17 protein-coding genes are annotated in these 17,436 nt (G+C 61.7%); 4 read left to right on the forward strand and 13 right to left on the reverse strand.

Going from position 1 to position 17,436, the window contains the following annotated elements; translation table 11 throughout:
• Window positions 1-11: 11 nt before the first annotated feature.
• The 9 genes from AC3A5O_RS11280 to pcaR form a co-directional block, all read right to left on the reverse strand.
• Window positions 12-1,376, reverse strand: coding sequence for a 3-carboxy-cis,cis-muconate cycloisomerase (locus AC3A5O_RS11280; protein WP_487753187.1), 1,365 nt, complete (start codon window positions 1,374-1,376; stop codon window positions 12-14).
• A gap of 45 nt (window positions 1,377-1,421) precedes the next feature.
• Window positions 1,422-2,720 carry an MFS family transporter gene (locus tag AC3A5O_RS11285; RefSeq protein ID WP_122566798.1) on the reverse strand — a complete coding sequence of 433 codons (1,299 nt, stop codon included), beginning with the start codon at window positions 2,718-2,720 and terminating at the stop codon, window positions 1,422-1,424.
• Between the two features lie 191 nt (window positions 2,721-2,911).
• On the reverse strand, window positions 2,912-3,478 hold the full coding sequence (gene pcaG, locus AC3A5O_RS11290) for a protocatechuate 3,4-dioxygenase subunit alpha (protein WP_122566799.1): 567 nt from the start codon (window positions 3,476-3,478) through the stop codon (window positions 2,912-2,914).
• Window position 3,479: 1 nt separating this feature from the next.
• Window positions 3,480-4,184, reverse strand: a complete 705-nt coding sequence (gene pcaH, locus AC3A5O_RS11295) for a protocatechuate 3,4-dioxygenase subunit beta (protein ID WP_122566800.1) — start codon at window positions 4,182-4,184, stop codon at window positions 3,480-3,482.
• A gap of 37 nt (window positions 4,185-4,221) precedes the next feature.
• Entirely contained in the window at window positions 4,222-5,427 is a 1,206-nt protein-coding gene (pcaF, locus tag AC3A5O_RS11300; RefSeq protein WP_205929615.1) for a 3-oxoadipyl-CoA thiolase, read from the reverse strand.
• Complete coding sequence (locus tag AC3A5O_RS11305) at window positions 5,424-6,203, reverse strand: CoA-transferase subunit beta (RefSeq protein WP_053182625.1); 780 nt, start codon at window positions 6,201-6,203, stop codon at window positions 5,424-5,426. The genes pcaF and AC3A5O_RS11305 overlap by 4 nt, the downstream gene beginning before the upstream one ends.
• Window positions 6,200-7,060, reverse strand: coding sequence for a CoA transferase subunit A (locus AC3A5O_RS11310; protein WP_018610924.1), 861 nt, complete (start codon window positions 7,058-7,060; stop codon window positions 6,200-6,202). Before AC3A5O_RS11310 ends, AC3A5O_RS11305 begins: the two co-directional genes overlap by 4 nt.
• Before the next feature lie 336 nt (window positions 7,061-7,396).
• Window positions 7,397-8,743: a 4-hydroxybenzoate transporter PcaK gene (gene pcaK, locus AC3A5O_RS11315; protein WP_122566802.1), complete on the reverse strand. Its 1,347-nt coding sequence runs from the start codon at window positions 8,741-8,743 to the stop codon at window positions 7,397-7,399.
• A gap of 141 nt (window positions 8,744-8,884) precedes the next feature.
• Entirely contained in the window at window positions 8,885-9,727 is an 843-nt protein-coding gene (gene pcaR / locus AC3A5O_RS11320) for a pca regulon transcriptional regulator PcaR (protein WP_487753188.1), read from the reverse strand.
• A 182-nt stretch (window positions 9,728-9,909) separates the two neighbouring features.
• Here pcaR and AC3A5O_RS11325 point away from each other — a divergent pair, with 182 nt between their 5' ends.
• The 3 genes from AC3A5O_RS11325 to AC3A5O_RS11335 all read left to right on the forward strand — a co-directional run bounded on the left by AC3A5O_RS11325 (window position 9,910) and on the right by AC3A5O_RS11335 (window position 12,341).
• Window positions 9,910-10,203: a hypothetical protein gene (locus AC3A5O_RS11325; RefSeq protein ID WP_122566803.1), complete on the forward strand. Its 294-nt coding sequence runs from the start codon at window positions 9,910-9,912 to the stop codon at window positions 10,201-10,203.
• Between the two features lie 96 nt (window positions 10,204-10,299).
• On the forward strand, window positions 10,300-10,500 hold the full coding sequence (locus AC3A5O_RS11330) for a hypothetical protein (RefSeq protein WP_003184509.1): 201 nt from the start codon (window positions 10,300-10,302) through the stop codon (window positions 10,498-10,500).
• A 365-nt stretch (window positions 10,501-10,865) separates the two neighbouring features.
• Window positions 10,866-12,341 carry an inorganic phosphate transporter gene (locus tag AC3A5O_RS11335; RefSeq protein ID WP_122566804.1) on the forward strand — a complete coding sequence of 492 codons (1,476 nt, stop codon included), beginning with the start codon at window positions 10,866-10,868 and terminating at the stop codon, window positions 12,339-12,341.
• Window positions 12,342-12,596: 255 nt separating this feature from the next.
• On the opposite strand, the gene ccoM is transcribed toward AC3A5O_RS11335, so the two are convergent.
• From ccoM to AC3A5O_RS11350, 3 genes are all read right to left on the reverse strand, one after another.
• On the reverse strand, window positions 12,597-12,713 hold the full coding sequence (gene ccoM, locus AC3A5O_RS11340) for a cytochrome c oxidase subunit CcoM (protein WP_025212288.1): 117 nt from the start codon (window positions 12,711-12,713) through the stop codon (window positions 12,597-12,599).
• A 144-nt stretch (window positions 12,714-12,857) separates the two neighbouring features.
• Window positions 12,858-13,019, reverse strand: coding sequence for a hypothetical protein (locus AC3A5O_RS11345; RefSeq protein WP_163006773.1), 162 nt, complete (start codon window positions 13,017-13,019; stop codon window positions 12,858-12,860).
• Window positions 13,020-13,113: 94 nt separating this feature from the next.
• A complete protein-coding gene (locus tag AC3A5O_RS11350) occupies window positions 13,114-13,455 on the reverse strand; it encodes an aspartate-semialdehyde dehydrogenase (protein ID WP_122566805.1) in 342 nt (113 codons plus the stop codon).
• A gap of 230 nt (window positions 13,456-13,685) precedes the next feature.
• Between AC3A5O_RS11350 and rapA the strand changes: the two genes are divergently transcribed.
• On the forward strand, window positions 13,686-16,532 hold the full coding sequence (rapA, locus tag AC3A5O_RS11355; protein WP_122566806.1) for an RNA polymerase-associated protein RapA: 2,847 nt from the start codon (window positions 13,686-13,688) through the stop codon (window positions 16,530-16,532).
• 595 nt (window positions 16,533-17,127) lie between these two features.
• On the opposite strand, the gene AC3A5O_RS11360 is transcribed toward rapA, so the two are convergent.
• Window positions 17,128-17,268 (reverse strand): hypothetical protein, encoded by a 141-nt coding sequence (locus tag AC3A5O_RS11360; RefSeq protein WP_163006771.1) that lies wholly within the window; start codon window positions 17,266-17,268, stop codon window positions 17,128-17,130.
• Between the last annotated feature and the right edge of the window lie 168 nt (window positions 17,269-17,436).

Genomic DNA, 17,436 nt, shown 5'->3' on the forward strand with positions numbered 1-17,436 from the left:
ACAATCTCCTTTCAGGCGTTCAAGGCAAGGTGTTCGGCCACGGCTCGGGCGACCCAAGTCTGGGCTTGTCCGAGGTAATGGGCCGGGTCAAGCAAATGATCAAGCTCGGTCGCGGATAGCTGCGCGGTGACCTGGGGTTCGTCCCCCAGCACCTCGCGTAGATGCCGCTGTTCGGCCACGGCGCGCTTGCAGCATTGCTCCAGTAAATGATGCGCCGTGTCGCGTCCCACACGCTGGGCCAGAACGATGCTCACCGCTTCGGCCAACACCAAGCCCTGGGTCAGTTCCAGGTTGCGGGCCATGCGCACAGCATCCACTTCCAGCCCTTCGGCCAGCAGCCGCGCCTGTTGCAAGGCACCGGAGACCAGGCAGCAGATTTCCGGCAGGGTTTCCCATTCGGCGTGCCACAGGCCCAGGCTGCGCTCGTGTTCCTGGGGCATGGCGCTGAACAGCGTCGACAACAAACCTGGTACTCGCGTCGCTGCGCCGATCAGCACGGCCGCGCCCACCGGGTTGCGCTTGTGCGGCATGGTGGATGAACCGCCCTTGCCCGGCGCGGAGGGTTCGAACGCTTCGCCGGCCTCGGTTTGCATCAACAGGCTGATGTCGCGGCCCAATTTGCCCAGGCTGCCGGCGACCAACCCCAGCACCGCGCCGAACTCCACCAGGCGGTCACGCTGGGTGTGCCACGGCTGTTCCGGCAGGGTCAGTTGCAGTTCGGCGGCCAAGGCTTCGGCGACCGGCAGCGCCTGTTCACCCAATGCGGCGAGCGTTCCGGAGGCACCGCCGAATTGCAGCACCAGCAAGCGCGGCTTGAGCTCCCGCAAGCGTTGGCGACTGCGAGTGACAGCCCCCAACCAACCGGCGATTTTCATGCCCAGGGTCACCGGCGTCGCGTGTTGCAGCCAGGTGCGCCCGGCCAACGGCGTGGCGGCATAACGTTCGGCTTGTCGGGCCAGGGTGGCGGCCAGTTGCGCCAACTCGCCCTCGATCAAGCCCAACGCCTGGCGCAGTTGCAGCACCAATCCGCTGTCCATCACGTCCTGGCTAGTGGCGCCCAGGTGCACGTAGCGTTCGGCTTCGGCGCTCTGGGTGGCGATGCGCTTGCCCAACGCCTTGACCAGCGGAATCGCCGAATTGCCGGCACTGGCAATCGCTTCGCTCAATGCCGAAAAATCGTACAACTGGGCACGGCAGGCGTTCTCGATCGGCGCCACCGCGTCCTGGGGGATCAACCCTACCCGTGCCTCGGCCCGGGCCAGCGCGGCCTCGACATCCAGCATGGCCTGGACCCGCCCCGCATCGCAGAACACCTCGCGCATCTCGCGAGCCGTGAAGTAGGCATCGAACAGCTGATTGCCCGGTCGTTCGCTCATAAACAGTCCTTGGGGGCGCCGGCCTCACGGGCCGACGCAGTTGAGTCAAAGGTCATGGTGCAAATACGCCGGTTGCTTGGGCAGGCGGAAGCTGAACAGGAACGCCACCACCATCATCACCGTGACATACCAATAAAAGGCGTTCTCCATGCCCTGGGCTTTCAGGCTCAAGGCGACGTATTCGGCCGATCCGCCAAAAATCGCATTGGCCACCGCATAGGCCAACCCTACTCCCAGCGCCCGCACTTCAGGTGGAAACATTTCAGCTTTCACCAGGCCACTGATGGAGGTGTAGAAACTGACGATCGCCAGCGCCAACGTGATCAGGACAAACGCCAGGAACGGGCTGCTGATGCTTTTGAGGGTCAGCAGGATCGGCACCGTGCACAACGCCCCCAGGGCACCGAACCAGAGCATGGAGTTACGCCGGCCGATCTTGTCCGCGAGCATGCCAAACAGCGGCTGCATGCACATATAGAGAAACAGCGCGCCGGTCATGATGTAGCTGGCGGTCTTGGCGTGCAGGCCGGCGGTGTTCACCAGGTATTTCTGCATGTAGGTGGTGAAGGTATAGAAAATCAGCGAGCCGCCGGCGGTGTAGCCCAGTACGGTAATGAACGCCGCCTTGTGGTCGCGAAACAGCGCCGTAATGCTGCCGGCGTCCTTGTTCTCGCGCATTTCCTTGCTGCTGGTTTCCTTCAGGGAACGCCGCAGCAACAGGGAAATCAACGCCGCAGCCGCCCCCACCACAAATGGGATACGCCAGCCGTAGGCGCGCAATTCATCTTCGTTGAGAAACTGTTGCAGGATCACCACCAGCGACACCGCCAGCAGTTGCCCGCCGATCAGTGTCACGTACTGGAATGAGGCGAAAAAGCCACGTTGGCCCTTGAGGGCGACTTCGCTCATGTAGGTGGCGGTGGTGCCGTATTCGCCGCCCACCGACAGGCCTTGCAGCAAACGCGCGAACAACAGCAGTACCGGCGCCCAGACGCCGATGTCCTTATAGGTGGGCAAGCAGGCGATGAGCAACGAGCCGAAGCACATCATCAGCACCGAGATCATCATCGAATTCTTGCGCCCGTGACGGTCCGCCACCCGACCGAAAATCCAGCCACCAATGGGTCGCATCAGGAATCCCGCGGCAAACACACCGGCCGTGTTGACCAGTTGCACCGTCGGGTTGTCCGAGGGGAAGAACGCCGGGGCGAAATAAATCGCGCAGAACGCATAGACGTAGAAGTCGAACCATTCGACCAGGTTGCCGGATGAAGCACCGACGATGGCGAAGATGCGCTTGCTGCGCTCTTCACCGGTGTAGTGACTGCTGATTGGGATGGTCATGGGGTGTTCACTCGTTAGGGACTGACGAATTCTAGACACACTTCGTAACACTCCCGTTCCACAGTATTGCATTGCCTGTACTGGCACCCTGTGGGAGCGAGCTTGCTCGCGATGAGGGCGGCACCATCAATAATGGATGCAAGCTGACCCACCGCTATCGCGAGCAAGCTCGCTCCCACAGGTGTAATCACTCAGTAGTCGAAGAACACCGTCTCGGCATCCGTTCCCTGCAGGATTACGTTCCACTGATACACGCCCGACGCATCAGGCTTGCTAACGATAGTGGCGCGACGTTCTTCGGGCACGCAGGCCAGCAGCGGGTCGGTTTCGTTGGCCGGTTCGCCGTCGAAGTAGATGCGCGTCAGCAAATGCTTGACCAGCCCGCGTGCGAACACCAGCACCACCAGGTGCGGTGCCTGGGTCGTGCCTGCCAACCCCGGTACAGTGCCCGGCTTGATGGTGGTGAAGCGAAAACGCCCTTCGGCATCCACCGGCACCCGGCCGAAGCCTTCGAAGTGCGGGTCCAGGGGTTTGTCCTGGTCGTCTTCCGGGTGAGCGTATTTGCCGGCGGCGTTGGCCTGCCAGACTTCCAGCATCGCGTCGTTGACGAACTGGCCGTTACCGTCGACCACCTGCCCGGTGATCGCCACGCGCTGGCCGAGGGTTTGTGCGACGGTCAGGTCTTCGCGGTTCAGCCAGGTCAGGCCGATGTGGTAGTACGGGCCAACGGTGTGGGACGTGGTGGCGGTGAGCGTCATCTTATTTCTCCATCGGCGTGGCATCGCGGCCGCGCAAGACGATGTCCCAGCGGTAACCGAGGGCATAGTGAGGGACGGTTTTTTCCAGGTCGAAACGGGCGATCAGGCGTTCTTTGGCGCGGGTGTCCGGCACGCAGTTGTAGATCGGGTCGTATTCGAGCAACGGATCGCCCGGGAAATACATCTGCGTCACCAGGCGCGTCAGAATGCTCGGCCCGAACAGTGAGAAATGGATATGCGCCGGGCGCCAGGCGTTGTGGTGGTTGCCCCACGGATAAGCGCCGGGCTTGATGGTCTGGAACTGATACCAGCCGTCGGCGTCGGTGACGGTACGACCGGTGCCGGTGAAATTCGGGTCCAGCGGCGCATCATGGTTGTCACGGTCATGGTTGTAGCGACCGGCGGCGTTGGCCTGCCAGATCTCCACCAGGATGCCCGGCACCGGCTGGCCGTGCTCATCCAGCACGCGCCCGTGAATGATGATCCGCTCCCCCAGTGGCTCGCCGGCATGCTGGGCGGTCAGGTCATGGTCCTTTTCCTGCAAGCGGTCGGCGCCGACAGTCGGGCCGGTAATTTCCGACAGCGAATGCGGCAGGAACACCAATGGCTTGGACGGCGAGCGCAGGTTGGTGGACTGGTACGGCGGGTGCAGATACTCCGGCTGGGTGCCCGCTTGAGGGCGACGATAACCAGGCTTGTCAGTCATGTAGCATTCCTCGGTTTCTTATTAGTAGAGCGACGCGTCAGACGCGTTCGATTGCCAATGCCAGACCCTGGCCGACGCCGACACACATGGTCGCCAGGCCTTTCCTGCCGCCGGTCTTTTCCAGATGGTGCAGCGCCGTCATCACCAAGCGTGCCCCACTCATGCCCAGTGGATGACCGAGGGCGATGGCGCCACCGTTCGGGTTGACCTGCGGCGCATCGTCCGCCAGCCCCAAATCACGCAGCACCGCCAGGCCCTGGCTGGCAAACGCTTCATTGAGTTCGATCACATCGAAATCCGCGACGGCCAGGCCCAGGCGTTCAGTAAGCTTGCGCACCGCCGGCACCGGGCCGATGCCCATCACCCGAGGCGCGACACCGGCACTGGCCATGCCCAGCACTTTGCCCCGCGGCGTCAGGCCATGTTTTTTTACCGCTTCGGCCGATGCCAGGATCAACGCCGCCGCGCCATCGTTCACACCCGAGGCGTTGCCGGCGGTGACGGTCTTGTCCGGGCCATTGACCGGTTTGAGTTTGCTCAAGGTCTCCAGCGTGGTGTCGGCGCGAGGATGTTCGTCCTGCTCGACCACGGTTTCGCCTTTTTTATGGGTGATGCGCACCGGCACGATTTCTTCGGCGAAAAAGCCTGCTGCCTGGGCCGCCGCCGTGCGCTGTTGGCTGCGCAAGGCGAAAGCGTCCTGGTCGGCGCGGGACACGGCGTAGTCATCGGCCACGTTATCGGCGGTCTGGGGCATCGCATCCACGCCGTACTGGGCTTTCATCAACGGGTTGATGAAGCGCCAGCCGATGGTGGTGTCTTCCAGTTTCATGTTGCGGGAGAACGCGGTGTCGGCCTTGCCCATCACGAACGGCGCACGGGACATCGACTCCACGCCGCCGGCAATCGCCAATTCCATCTCGCCGCTGGCGATGGCGCGGAACGCCGTGCCAATGGCGTCCATGCCCGAGGCGCAAAGACGATTGAGGGTCACGCCGGGAATGCTTTCCGGCAAGCCCGCCAACAGCAGCGCCATGCGCGCCACGTTGCGGTTGTCTTCGCCGGCCTGGTTGGCACAGCCGAGGAACACCTCGTCCACGGCACTCCAGTCCACCGATGGGTTGCGTTCCATCAACGCCTTGATCGGCACGGCCGCCAGGTCATCGGCGCGCACGGTGGACAAACCGCCGCCAAACCGACCGATGGGGGTTCGAATCGCATCACAGATATAAACGTCGCGCATCAGGCTTCTCCCGGTGCCTGGCCGTGGGCCGCCGCAGTGCGAGCTTCCAGGTCGCGCAGGGCGCGCAGCTCCACCTCGGTCGGCTCGGCGGTGGTTTGCACCTGGTCGGCGAAACGGATCGCCCATCCAGTGGCCGCAATGACTTGTTCGCGGGTCACGCCGGGGTGCAGCGCGGTGACCACGAATTCATGACTGCCGGCTTCCGGCTCCATGATGCACAAGTCGGTGATGATGCCCACGGGCCCTGCGCCCGGCAGACCGAGACGCTTGCGCGAATCGCCACCTTCACCATGGCCGACCGAGGTGATGAAATCCAGCTTGTCGACAAACGAACGCGCGGACTGCTTGAGGATGATCAACACACTCTTGGCCGAGCCGGCGATTTCCGGTGCGCCACCGGCACCCGGCAGGCGGACTTTCGGCTGGTGGTAGTCACCCACCACCGTAGTGTTGATGTTGCCGAAACGGTCGACCTGGGCCGCGCCAAGAAAACCGACGTCGATACGCCCGCCCTGCAACCAGTAGCGAAAAATCTCACCGGTCGGTACGACGGTATCGGCGGTTTCCGCCAGCTCACCGTCGCCGATGGACAGCGGCAGCACGCTGGGCTTGGCACCGATCGGGCCGGACTCGTAGATCAGCACGACGTCCGGCGACGAGGTCAAGCGCGCCAAGTTGGCTGCTTTCGACGGCAGGCCGATGCCAACGAAGCACACGGCATTGTTTTTCAAGCGACGCGCCGCGGCGACGGTCATCATTTCGTTGGTGGAGTAGGTCATGGTTTCACCTGCGAAGCGGCTGCCAGTCTGGCCTGGAATTCACTGAAGTCTTTAGTGCCATGGATGTATTCGTTGATCCAGGCGGTAAAGGTCTCACGGTCCCGGGCGATCGGGTCCCACGCCTGGTAGAAACGGTTGTCACGCTCGGTGTAACCGTGGGCGTAGGACGGATGAGCACCGCCCGGTACGTGGCACACCGCGCTCAACGCCCAGGTCGGCAGCACGCAGGCGTTCATCGGCGCATTCAGGTCGTCGACGATTTCTTCCACGGTGACGATGCAACGCTTGGCGGCCAGGGCGGCTTCTTTCTGCACACCGAGGATGCCCCACAGCAGCACGTTGCCCTTGCGGTCGGCTTTCTGGGCGTGGATCACCGTGATGTCCGGGCGCACCGAAGGCACGGCGGCCAAGACTTCACCAGTGAAGGGACAGGTCACGCTCTTGATCAGCGGGTTGACCTTCGGCAGGTCGGAGCCGGCGTAGGCCCGCAACACCGCGAATGGCAGGCCGGAGGCGCCGGCGACGTAGGCGTTAGCCAGGTCGGCGTGGCTGTGTTCCTCGATCTCCAGCGGGTGCGGCCACTGTTTCTCCACGGCATCGCGCAAGCGGTGCAACGACCCGACGCCAGGGTTGCCGCCCCAGGAGAAAATCAACTTGCGAGCACAACCGGCGCCGATCAACTGGTCATAGATCAGGTCAGGCGTCATGCGCACCAGGGTCAGATCTTTCTTGCCCTGGCGAATGATTTCATGACCCGCCGCCGTAGGAATCAGGTGAGTGAAGCCTTCGAGCGCGACGGTATCGCCGTCGTTGACGAATTGCTTCACCGCGTCGTGCAGCGAAAGGATTTCAGCCATGGGGCAGGCTCCCGTTTTCCAGTAGACCGACATGAAGAAAAAAGCGCGAGGTTAAGCGCCGAGGTGACTGAAGATTAAGCTTCGGGATAACGCCAAACAATCCGATAATCGACTGAGTGTTCGTTTATCGAACAGATTGTTGTTTGGCTATCGATCTACCAAAGTACACGGAGCCCCCCCGTGAGAGCAGACCCTGTGGGAGCCGAGCTTGCTCGCGATGGTGATGTGTCAGCGATGGATACATGCCTGATCCACCGCTATCGCGAGCAAGCTCGGCTCCCACAGGGATCCTGCCTGCCCACAGTTTTGTCTTCCCACAAGGGTTATGCCGTTGGCTCAGGTCGCATCCGCATGGCTGACCATGCCCTTGATCACCACCGCCGTGGTCGCCAGGGCGGCGGGGATGACCAGCGCGGTCAGGACCTGCTCGAAATTCCAGCCCAGGCCAAGCAGGGTCGCGCCCATCCAGGCCCCGAGGATCGCCCCGAAGCGACCGATACCCAGCATCCACGAGACGCCGGTGGCCCGGCCCTGGGTCGGATAGAAACGCGCCGCAAGGGAAGGCATCGCCGATTGCGCGCCGTTGACACACATGCCCGCCACCAGCACCAGGGTAGCGAGCAAAGTGATATTGCCCAGGCTCTGCCCCACCGCGTAGGCAAACACCCCGGCCATCAGATAGAACAGGCCGATGACCTTGTGCGGATTGAACCGGTCCATCGCCCAACCCACGAAGACGGCGCTCAACACGCCGCCGAATTGAAACAACGCGCCGATAAACGCGGACTGTTCCATGCTCGCGCCGCTGTCGCGCATCAAGGTCGGCAGCCAACTGGTCAGCAGGTAGACGATCACCAGCCCCATGAAATAGGTCAGCCACAGCAGCAAGGTGCCGGCGCTGTAGCTGCCGGAGAAAATCACCGCCAGTACGTTACGGGCTTTCACGGTTTTCTGTTCCGGCACACTGAAGCTCGCCGCTTGGGCCACGGTATGCGGCTCGATGGGTGCCAGGGTCTTGCGCACTTTGTCGGTACCGCGATTGCGCACCACCAAGTAACGCGCCGACTCCGGCAGCCAGAACAGCAATACCACCGCCAGGATCAACGGCAGGATCCCGCCAATCAGCAGCAGGCTGTGCCAGCCAAACGCCGGTATCAGCTTGGCGGAGATGAACCCGCCGCCGGCCATGCCCAGGTTGAAACCGCAGAACATGCTGGTCACCAGCAAGGATTTCTTGCGCTCCGGGGTGTATTCCGAGAGCAAGGTGGTGGCGTTCGGCATGCCGGCGCCTAAGCCCAGGCCAGTCAGGAAACGCAAGACCAGCAATTGATCGACGTTAGTGCTGTAGGCCGACGCCAGGCTGAACGCGCCGAACAGCAGGACCGCGCCCACCAGTACGACTTTTCTCCCGAAGCGGTCAGCCAGCGGCCCTGAGCCCAGTGCGCCAAACACCATGCCGATCAGCGCGGCGCTCATCACCGGGCCGAGGCTGGCGCGATCGATGCCCCAGTCCTGGGATAAGGCCGGGGCGATGAACCCCATGGCCGCGGTGTCGAGGCCGTCAAGGAACACAATCAGGAAACAGAGGATCACCACCCGCCACTGATAGCGCGAAATGGGTTGGGCATTGATGAAGGACTGCACATCAAGGCAGTTGCCTACGGAGGTCTGGGGCTGGTTCATTTTATTTTTATTCCACGCAAGAAACGCAGGCGAACGAATCAGAGACCGGCGAAACACGCCGGATGACGCTGCGCGACATTAATGAGGCCAGGCAAATACCGTCAATTCATCGTCGCCGACTGTGTGCGTTTATCGAACAGCTTAAGTGAACAGTTGCGCGCTCAGGTCGCGACTGGCCCCCAGCAAGCCTGGCAGGAAGCGCTGTTCCAGCTCATTGCGGCTGACCCGCCCAGCATGGGTGCTGACGTTGAGCGCGGCCACCACTTGGCCGGAAGCGTCGTACACCGGCACGGCAATCGAACGCAGGCCCTGTTCCAGTTCCTGGTCGACGATGCACCAGCCCTGCTGGCGCACCTGTTGCACGCATTCGAGCAACGCTTCGGGTGTGTGCAAAGTGCGGCTGGTCTTGGCTTGCAGGTCGGCATGGTCGAGGTAATCGCGCAACGAAGCGTCATCCAGGGCCGCCAGGAGAATCCTGCCCATCGAGGTGCAATAGGCGGGAAGGCGCCCGCCCACCGACAGGTCAACCGAGATCAGGCGCTGGGTGGTGGCGGAACGGGCGATATAGAGGATGTCGTCGCCTTCAAGCGTGGCCATGTTGCAGGCTTCGTGCAGTTGCTCGCTCATGCGGTCCAGGTACGGCTGGGCAGAAACGGCCAGGGGCGTGGAGGACAGATAGGCGTGACCGAGGGTCAACACTTTAGGCAACAGCGAATAGGTACGCCCGTCCGTGGTGGCGTAGCCAAGCTTGATCAAGGTATGCAGGCAACGTCTGACGGCGGCGCGGGGAATTTCCGTGCGATGGCTGATCTGGGCGATGGTCAGGTGCCGCTTGCGCTCCTGGAAGGCCTGGACCACGGCCAACCCGCGGGCCAAGGAGGTCATGAAGTCAGGATCGCCGGTCAGCGCCTGGATTCGCTTGGCCGGCGAGGCGACGATCGGTGGCGCGACGGAAGTGAAGGCATTGCGCAATTGGTCGTTCATGTCTGATCCTTCCCCGGAAGTGACGGCTATTCAAACGGCTGCACGATGGGCAAGCAAGGGCTGCCGGCCAAGATCGTTCGATTATCGAACCGTCGACCGATAATCGCAATCAGACCCGTGTGTTGGCCAGCCGCGCGTGCGTTCGCCAGTAAGTCGAAGGAAACAGTGACACGCGGTTTGCCGTGAAGGGGCTGGCGATATTTGAACTTGTTGGCCTCAATGGCATCTGGTTACTGGCACTCGCCGGCATCTTTCTGCAAGCTGTGATACAAGTTGCACATACAAACATGAGTTCACACAACAACAACGTCTTTTACTTTTTCCCGATAGTGTTATTCGGCTGGACCGCTATAATGCAAAACAGCGACGGTACGGCCAATCGACCGTTCCCGTACGCAGGCATCGTGGTCGCTACCCCGGTGCCCGAAGCACCTTCATGGTCGCTTCCCCTGTTTGGCAACAACGCGAAGCCCTGATGCTACGTCAGCTGTCAGCTCTGGTGCCGTGGCCGTCTGCATGTCCACATGCAGTGCGTATCACCAGATTCAACTTCAATTAATTTAGGTAAAACTGTGACGAAAGACGAACTGCGCGCGGAACTTGAGCGCCAGGAACAACGTTACAAGGAAGTTTACGGCGGGGAAGTCACCACCTACGCCGCGCAACCTGAACCGGAACGCAAGCCTTGGCGTAAGCGCGCCACCGTTCAGGACCAGGCCTTCACCCAGGAACTCCAGAAAATGGAAAAAGAACTCAAAGCCGAAGAGCAGTGACGCTCCGGGCCCGATGTTCTTGTGAAGAGGTCTCCGGCCACCACCCAGGCCGGAAACCGTAGCGCACGCCCGCCATGAGCGGGCCGCCATCCGCTCCCGTCCGACGGTCGGGAAGGGTCATGGCCGACCTCCTTTTCAGATATTTCATACAATCCCTCGAGGCGTCCTACCGCTGGCGGTGATCCCGGCCAGATGCGCTTTGCCCCCCTGAATCAAGGGGTTACGCGTCCCGCGGAAAACCTCGCCCTTGAGGCTTTCCTACAAATTATTTCGTTGAAGAATGTTACCGACGAGCAGGCAATGCATCGATTGCCAAGGTTTTCTGGCATAATCGCGCCCCCTTACGACCGGGTCAGAAAACCTTCATGATCGATTTATTCAGCGGACTGGATGCTTGGGTGCTCGTGAGCCTCTTGCTCGCCCTGGCTTTTGTCCTCGCCTTCGAGTTCATCAACGGCTTTCATGACACCGCTAACGCGGTTGCCACTGTTATCTACACCAAAGCTATGCCGCCTCACCTGGCGGTGTTCTTTTCCGGTGTGTTCAATTTCCTCGGTGTGCTGCTGGGCGGCGTGGGGGTGGCGTACGCCATCGTTCACCTGCTGCCCGTGGAGCTGCTGATCAATGTGAACACCGGACACGGGCTGGCCATGGTGTTTTCGCTGCTCGCAGCGGCCATCACCTGGAACCTGGGCACCTGGTACTTCGGTATCCCGGCCTCCAGTTCCCACACGTTGATTGGCTCGATCCTCGGCGTGGGCCTGGCCAACGCCCTGATCAACGATATCCCGTTGGCCGATGGGGTGAACTGGCAGAAGGCGATCGATATCGGCGCCTCCCTGGTGTTCTCGCCCATGGCCGGCTTCCTGATCGCCGCCCTGGTGCTGATCGCTCTGAAATGGTGGCGCCCGCTGTCGAAGATGCACAAGACACCGGAACAGCGCCGCAAGATCGACGATAAGAAGCACCCGCCGTTCTGGAATCGCCTGGTACTGGTGATCTCGGCCATGGCCGTCAGCTTTGTCCACGGTTCCAACGATGGCCAGAAAGGCATCGGCCTGATCATGCTGGTGCTGATCGGTATCGTGCCGGCGCAATTCGTACTCGACCTGGGCAGCACCACCTACCAGATCGAACGGACCCGTGACGCGACCCTGCACCTGAGCCAGTTCTACCAACGCAACAACGAATCCCTGGGTGAATACCTGGCGCTGGGCAAAAGCGTGAAAGGCGATCTGCCGGAGAAGTTCCGCTGCAACCCGCAGCAGACCGAGCCGACCATCAATGCCCTGCTCGACACGCTCAAAGGCGTGGCGGACTACCACTCGCTGCCGTCGGAACGACGCATCGAGGTTCGTCGCTACCTGCTTTGCCTGGACGACACGGCGAAGAAGGTTGGCAAGTTGCCAGGCCTGGCAGCCCGTGAGAAAGACGACCTGAACAAGCTGCGCAAGGACCTGACCGCCACCACCGAATACGCCCCGTTCTGGGTGATCCTGGCTGTCGCACTGGCGCTGGGCCTGGGCACCATGGTTGGCTGGAAACGTGTCGTGCTGACCATCGGCGAGAAGATCGGCAAGCAAGGCATGACCTACGCCCAGGGCATGTCGGCGCAGATCACCACCGCGTGCATGATCGGCATGGCGAATATCTTCAGCCTGCCGGTTTCCACCACCCACGTGCTGTCCTCGGGCGTGGCCGGCACCATGGTCGCCAACAAGAGCGGCCTGCAAGGTGGCACGGTACGAACCATCCTGCTGGCCTGGGTATTGACCCTGCCAGCGACGGTGGCGCTGTCGGCCGGGCTGTTCTGGCTGGCGTCCAAGGCCCTGGGTAGCTGATTCTAGCGGCTTGCAAAAAAGGTGCGACCCTTACGGGTCGCACCTTTTTTTATGCCCGGACACCTGACTACTGTGGGAGCGAGCTTGCTCGCGATGGCGCCGGGTCAGTCAACACATGTATCTACAGACATACCGCTATCGCGAGCAAGCTCGCTCCCACAATGGGCTTGTGTGGAACAGGGGAAATCTGCTCAAAAAAAAAGGGCGACCGAAGTCGCCCAAAATGCCTTGCGTGCTCGTTGTAGCCGGAAAGACCTACGGTTTTTTCCGCTTGTGTGCATCTTTCCAGATGAATAATCCGAAACCTGCGAAAAACACGAACATGAGGCCGACCGTCAACACCCCGGCAAACACCACATTATCGAAAAACATGACTAGCCTCCTGGTCTTGCCCCTGTTGCGATGGGTTCAAGGTAACCAATCAGGCCTGGATGAAAATTGACCGGGGTCAATAACGCCCGCAACGGAGCGCAAAGGTGGGGAAATAACTGATCTGCATCAATGGATCGAGGGGGTTCAGCGCTTTTTCGGCTTGTTCTTCGGCTTTTTCTTGGGCTTGCCCAACGGCATGGCCTGCTCGAAGGCCTGGCGGACTTCATTGAGGCGTTTTTCGTTGAGGTCGTGAACGCGCTTGGCGCGCTCGGCGCTGAGGTCGATCAGTTTGTCTTCTTGGCTCATGGCGTGTGGGCATCGTGCAGTGAATTGCGGATGCGCCCATGATGCGGGCTGTTGGCGGCGTTGACCAGCCTGTGGATGCAGGCAAACGCCTGGATCAGATCTGGATATCGACCCACAGGCCCTGGCGTGTCTCGTCGTCGATCAGCGGCACCACCGGTACGGTGTTGTCGGCGTTGAGTTCGGTACCCGGTACGGCCAGGTGCTCTTCAGGGTCTTCATCGGCCTCGCGGCGGCGGCGCTCGCGTTCCTGCTGGCGACGCTGCTCCTCGCGCAGCAGCAGCGCGGTCTCTTCCGGGTCACGATTTTGCAGGTCGATGGTGCTTTCGTTGGAGCTTTGCTGCACCGGAACCACGGGCGGGATGTCCGGTCGCTGACGAACCGGATCCTGTTGAGCGGTGATGGGTACGGCGCTCAAAGGGAGCATGGGTGGCAACATAAAGTTCTCCTGTCTTCAGGTTGTCGGCGGCTAAAGTGGCAGCTTGAACCGCCGGTCTGAAACTTGTGACCCAGTTGGCAATTGCAGCGATCACCAGGGCCGAGCTTGTTTGATCGCTGGGCAAGCGTAAGTTCCGTGCCGTTGGTAATGAATCAGCGTACGTAAATCCTTTGGTCTGAAGGATCCTTCCGTTAAGATAACCGGCTTTTTCAAGGCGGGAGTCAGGCAGCATGGCGCAGCAGTATCAACCGGGGCAACGCTGGATCAGTGACAGCGAAGCCGAGCTGGGTTTAGGCACCGTTCTGGCACAGGACGGCCGCTTGTTGACCGTGCTCTATCCGGCCACTGGCGACACTCGCCAGTACGCGCTACGGAATGCGCCACTTACCCGTGTACGGTTTTCGCCGGGCGATGTGATCACTCACTTCGAAGGCTGGAAGATGACCGTGCGCGAAGTCGATGACGTCGATGGGCTGCTGGTCTACCACGGCCTCAACGGGCAGAACGAAGTCGTCACCCTGCCCGAGACCCAACTGTCGAACTTCATCCAGTTCCGCCTGGCCAGCGACCGTCTGTTCGCCGGCCAGATTGACCCGCTGGCCTGGTTCTCCCTGCGTTACCACACCCTGGAACACACCAGTCGCCAATTGCAGTCTTCGCTTTGGGGCCTGGGCGGCGTACGTGCCCAGCCGATTGCCCACCAATTGCACATTGCCCGTGAAGTGGCCGACCGCATTGCGCCGCGGGTATTGCTGGCCGACGAAGTGGGCCTGGGCAAGACCATCGAGGCCGGCTTGGTCATCCACCGTCAATTGCTGTCCGGCCGCGCCAACCGCGTCCTGATCCTGGTGCCGGAAAACCTCCAGCACCAGTGGCTGGTGGAAATGCGCCGGCGCTTCAACCTGCAGGTCGCACTGTTCGACGAAGAACGCTTCATCGAAAGCGATGCCAGCAACCCGTTCGAAGACACCCAACTGGCCCTGGTGGCGTTGGAGTGGCTGGTGGACGATGAAAAGGCCCAGGACGCGCTGTTCGCCGCCGGCTGGGACCTGATGGTGGTCGACGAGGCCCATCACCTGGTGTGGCACGAAGACCAGGTCAGCCCGCAATACGCCCTGGTCGAGCAGCTTGCCGAAACCATCCCGGGCGTACTGCTGCTGACCGCGACTCCGGAACAACTGGGTCAGGACAGCCACTTCGCCCGCCTACGCCTGCTGGATCCGAACCGCTTCCATGATCTCAAGGCCTTCCGCGCCGAGAGCGAAAACTATCGCCCGGTGGCCGAAGCCGTGCAGGAGTTGCTGGACAAAGGCCGCCTCTCGCCTGAAGCCCACAAGACCATCCACGGCTTCCTGGGCAATGAAGGCGAAGCATTGCTGACCGCTGTCAATGATGGCGATGTCGAAGCCAGCGCCCGCCTGGTGCGCGAATTGCTGGACCGCCACGGCACTGGCCGCGTGCTGTTCCGCAACACCCGCGCCGCCGTGCAAGGCTTCCCCGAGCGCAAGCTGCATGCCTACCCTCTACCCTGCCCGGCCGAATACCTCGAATTGCCGTTGGGCGATCACGCCGAGCTGTACCCGGAAGTCAGCTTCCAGGCCCAGCCGGACGCCAGCGAAGAAGAACGCTGGTGGCGTTTCGACCCGCGGGTCGAGTGGCTGATCGACACCCTGAAGATGCTCAAACGCACCAAGGTGCTGGTGATCTGTGCTCACGCCGAAACCGCCATGGACCTGGAAGACGCCTTGCGCGTGCGCTCCGGCATTCCGGCCACGGTGTTCCACGAAGGCATGAACATCCTGGAGCGTGACCGCGCGGCGGCCTATTTCGCCGACGAAGAGTTCGGCGCCCAGGTGCTGATCTGCTCGGAAATCGGCAGTGAGGGTCGCAACTTCCAGTTCGCTCATCACCTGGTGCTGTTCGACCTGCCGTCCCACCCGGACTTGCTGGAGCAGCGCATCGGCCGTCTGGACCGGATCGGCCAGAAACACGTCATCGAGCTGCATGTGCCTTATCTGGAAACCAGCCCGCAAGCGCGGCTGTTCCAGTGGTATCACGAAGCCCTGAACGCTTTCCTCAACACTTGCCCGACCGGCAACGCCTTGCAGCACCAGTTCGGCCCGCGCCTGCTGCCCTTGCTGGAAGAAGCCGACGATGGCCAGTGGCAAGCGCTGATCGATGAAGCCCGTACCGAACGCGAGCGCCTGGAAGCCGAGTTGCACACCGGCCGCGACCGTTTGCTGGAGCTCAACTCCGGCGGCGCCGGTGAAGGCGATGCGCTGGTGGAAGCCATTCTTGAACAGGATGATCAGTTTGCCCTGCCTATCTACATGGAAACCCTGTTCGACGCATTTGGTATCGACAGCGAGGACCATTCGGAAAACGCGCTGATCCTCAAGCCGAGCGAAAAAATGCTCGACGCCAGCTTCCCGCTGGGCGACGACGAAGGCGTGACCATCACCTACGACCGCAACCAGGCGCTGTCGCGCGAAGACATGCAGTTCATCACCTGGGAGCATCCGATGGTGCAAGGCGGCATGGACCTGGTGCTGTCCGGCTCGATGGGCAACACCGCGGTGGCGCTGATCAAGAACAAGGCGCTCAAGCCCGGCACCGTGTTGCTGGAACTGCTTTATGTCAGCGAAGTGGTCGCCCCGCGCTCGCTGCAACTGGGCCGCTACCTGCCGCCGGCCGCCCTGCGCTGCCTGCTGGACGCCAACGGCAACGACCTGGCCGCCCGGGTTTCGTTCGAAACCCTGAACGACCAACTCGAAAGCGTGCCCCGCGCCAGCGCCAACAAGTTCATCCAGGCCCAGCGCGACCAGCTCACGCCACGGATCAATGCCGGCGAAGAGAAGATCGCCCCGCGTCACGCCGAACGCGTGGCCGAGGCCCAGCGCCGCCTGGCCGCCGATACCGACGAGGAACTGGCCCGCCTGACCGCCCTGCAAGCGGTCAACCCGACCGTGCGCGACAGTGAACTGGTGGCCCTGCGCCAACAGCGCGAGCAAGGGCTGGCGATGCTTGAGAAGGCGGCGTTGCGGTTGGAGGCGATTCGGGTGTTGGTGGCTGGGTGATTTTGGCTGGGGGGCCGGCTGTGGTGCTTTTATCGGGTGTATATCCGTTGCTGCGGTAACGGCGGCTTAGGGTTCCGCCCTTACGGCGGGTCACTTTCGAAAAGCCCGGAAGCCGGCCCAGTCGAAAGTAACCAAAGCGCTTCTGCCCCACCACGAGGCGGCCTGATAGCCGATCTGGTTCTTGGTGGGACCGCGTTTCTCCTGTGGGAGCGAGCTTGCTCGCGATGATGGCAGCAAATCCAACGCCTCTGTAACTGAACGACCGCTATCGCGAGCAAGCTCGCTCCCACATTTGATCTTCAGTGGTCACAGAATTCATGTGAGCCGCAGTACTTCTGTGGGAGCGAGCTTGCTTGCGATGATGGCAGCAAATCCAACGCCTCTGTAACTGAACGACCGCTATCGCGAGCGAGCTCGCTCCCACATTTGATCTTCAGTGGTCACAGAATTCATGTGAGCCACAGTACTTCTGTGGGAGCGAGCTTGCTCGCGAAGAGGCCGGCACATCCAACATCCTCATCGACTGACACTCCGCTTCGCGAGCAAGCTCGCTCCCACAGGAGAAACGCGGTCCCACCAAGAACCAGGTCGGCTATCAGGCCGCCTCGCTTTTGTTTTTGATCTGGGGCGCCCCGTTAACCACGATGGCCGAACGCAGGCATTGCGCAGTGGGCACCTCGGCATGGATGCCGAGGTAGCCGCGCTGGGCCATGGATGGCCCTTCGCGGCGGCCCACGGAGCAATGCCTTCGTTCGGGCACACCGAGCCTAGGCGAGGTGCCGAGTGGTGGGGCAAAGCGCTTTTGGTTACTTTTGGCGCTCTTCCAAAAGTGACCCGCTGTAAGAGCGGAACCCTAAGTAGCCGTTACCGCAGCAACGGATATACACACCAAACGAAGCCCCCC

The organism is Pseudomonas sp. Soil_N_39 (assembly GCF_057655955.1).

Coding starts and splice junctions, on each gene's coding strand:
- AC3A5O_RS11280 (WP_487753187.1), bottom strand. CDS start 1,376: ATGAGCGAACGACCGGGCAATCAGCTGTTCGATGCCTACTTCACGGCT.
- AC3A5O_RS11285 (WP_122566798.1), bottom strand. CDS start 2,720: ATGACCATCCCAATCAGCAGTCACTACACCGGTGAAGAGCGCAGCAAG.
- pcaG (WP_122566799.1), bottom strand. CDS start 3,478: ATGACGCTCACCGCCACCACGTCCCACACCGTTGGCCCGTACTACCAC.
- pcaH (WP_122566800.1), bottom strand. CDS start 4,184: ATGACTGACAAGCCTGGTTATCGTCGCCCTCAAGCGGGCACCCAGCCG.
- AC3A5O_RS11305 (WP_053182625.1), bottom strand. CDS start 6,203: ATGACCTACTCCACCAACGAAATGATGACCGTCGCCGCGGCGCGTCGC.
- AC3A5O_RS11310 (WP_018610924.1), bottom strand. CDS start 7,060: ATGGCTGAAATCCTTTCGCTGCACGACGCGGTGAAGCAATTCGTCAAC.
- pcaK (WP_122566802.1), bottom strand. CDS start 8,743: ATGAACCAGCCCCAGACCTCCGTAGGCAACTGCCTTGATGTGCAGTCC.
- pcaR (WP_487753188.1), bottom strand. CDS start 9,727: ATGAACGACCAATTGCGCAATGCCTTCACTTCCGTCGCGCCACCGATC.
- AC3A5O_RS11335 (WP_122566804.1), top strand. CDS start 10,866: ATGATCGATTTATTCAGCGGACTGGATGCTTGGGTGCTCGTGAGCCTC.
- ccoM (WP_025212288.1), bottom strand. CDS start 12,713: ATGTTTTTCGATAATGTGGTGTTTGCCGGGGTGTTGACGGTCGGCCTC.
- AC3A5O_RS11345 (WP_163006773.1), bottom strand. CDS start 13,019: ATGAGCCAAGAAGACAAACTGATCGACCTCAGCGCCGAGCGCGCCAAG.
- AC3A5O_RS11350 (WP_122566805.1), bottom strand. CDS start 13,455: ATGTTGCCACCCATGCTCCCTTTGAGCGCCGTACCCATCACCGCTCAA.
- rapA (WP_122566806.1), top strand. CDS start 13,686: ATGGCGCAGCAGTATCAACCGGGGCAACGCTGGATCAGTGACAGCGAA.